This is a genomic window from Bacillus sp. EKM420B (assembly GCF_011065565.1).
GTDB classification, from domain to species: Bacteria; Bacillota; Bacilli; order Bacillales; family Bacillaceae; genus Bacillus; species Bacillus velezensis.
Genome location: NZ_JAAMNX010000061.1, coordinates 1 through 239, shown reverse-complemented (window position 1 = coordinate 239; position 239 = coordinate 1). Strand labels below are relative to the sequence as shown.

The 239-nt window shown below is 27.6% G+C and carries 1 protein-coding gene; it reads left to right on the top strand.

What is annotated here, in order from left to right; genetic code table 11:
* Positions 1–239 (top strand): WapI family immunity protein (locus G9F48_RS19895; protein ID WP_446697983.1); only part of this gene is annotated, 239 nt, incomplete at both ends.

The following is a 239-nucleotide window of genomic DNA, read 5'->3' as shown; positions in this document are numbered from 1 at the left end:
CCGCCGCTTTATTAGAAAGTGAATATAAAATGCTGATATCAGGGATTGAAGCATTATTAGCAGGGAATCAAGATAGGATACGTTTAGAAACAATTGAACCATTTTTTATTTTGAGTATTGATAAAGAAAACGAATATTACAGATTTATAATTAGATTTGTGGAAAATCATTCAAATACAACTTTCTATAAATTGAACTGTAATGAAGAAAAGCTAGAATTTTTCGTGAAGACTTTAAAA